Genomic DNA, 562 nt, shown 5'->3' with positions numbered 1-562 from the left:
AGGCGATGATCTCGCGGTCGTGGGCGTCGATGATGAAGGCGCCGCGCACGACCTCGCGGTTCCAGCAGGTGAACTCAAAGCCGTCCGAGCACCAGCGCAGGTTCGAGCGGATCGTCACCACGACGCCGTCATGGCCGTAGTCGGCCCGCTCGGTATAGCGCCGCGCCAGCAGCAGGCGGCCCGCCGCCATGATTCGATAGACGCGCTTGTGGTTGACCGGCGCCGATCCTTCGGCGCGTTGCTGTCGATTGAGGACCGCCGTGATGCGGCGGTAGCCGTATGTTGGCCGCTGCGCGGCGATCTGGCGAATGCGCGGCAGCAGATCGGTATCCTCGGCCTTCGAGTACGCCCCGCGAGCCTTGGTGCTATCGGCCAGGCGGTCGTACACCGTCGAGCGCCCGACGCCGAACGTGCTGGCGACCAGGCTCACCGGATAGTCTCCGGCAACGGCGAGTGCATGAGCAAGCTCGCTTTTTTTGGGCGCGAGCGCTCCAGCGCCTCCTTCATGATCTCGACCTCCAGCGTCTTGCGCCCGAGTTGGCGCTCCAGTTCGCGGATGCGG

At 66.9% G+C, this 562-nt stretch carries 1 pseudogene; it reads right to left on the bottom strand.

Annotated elements, in window-relative coordinates:
• Positions 1-562, bottom strand: a pseudogene (locus ACFX59_RS18405) (IS3 family transposase); the annotation flags it as partial.

Source organism: Sphingomonas sp. NCPPB 2930, from assembly GCF_042867205.1.
Lineage (GTDB): Bacteria > Pseudomonadota > Alphaproteobacteria > Sphingomonadales > Sphingomonadaceae > Sphingomonas.
Note: the sequence above shows the minus strand (reverse complement) of the source record. Positions and strands in the feature narration are given on the sequence as shown.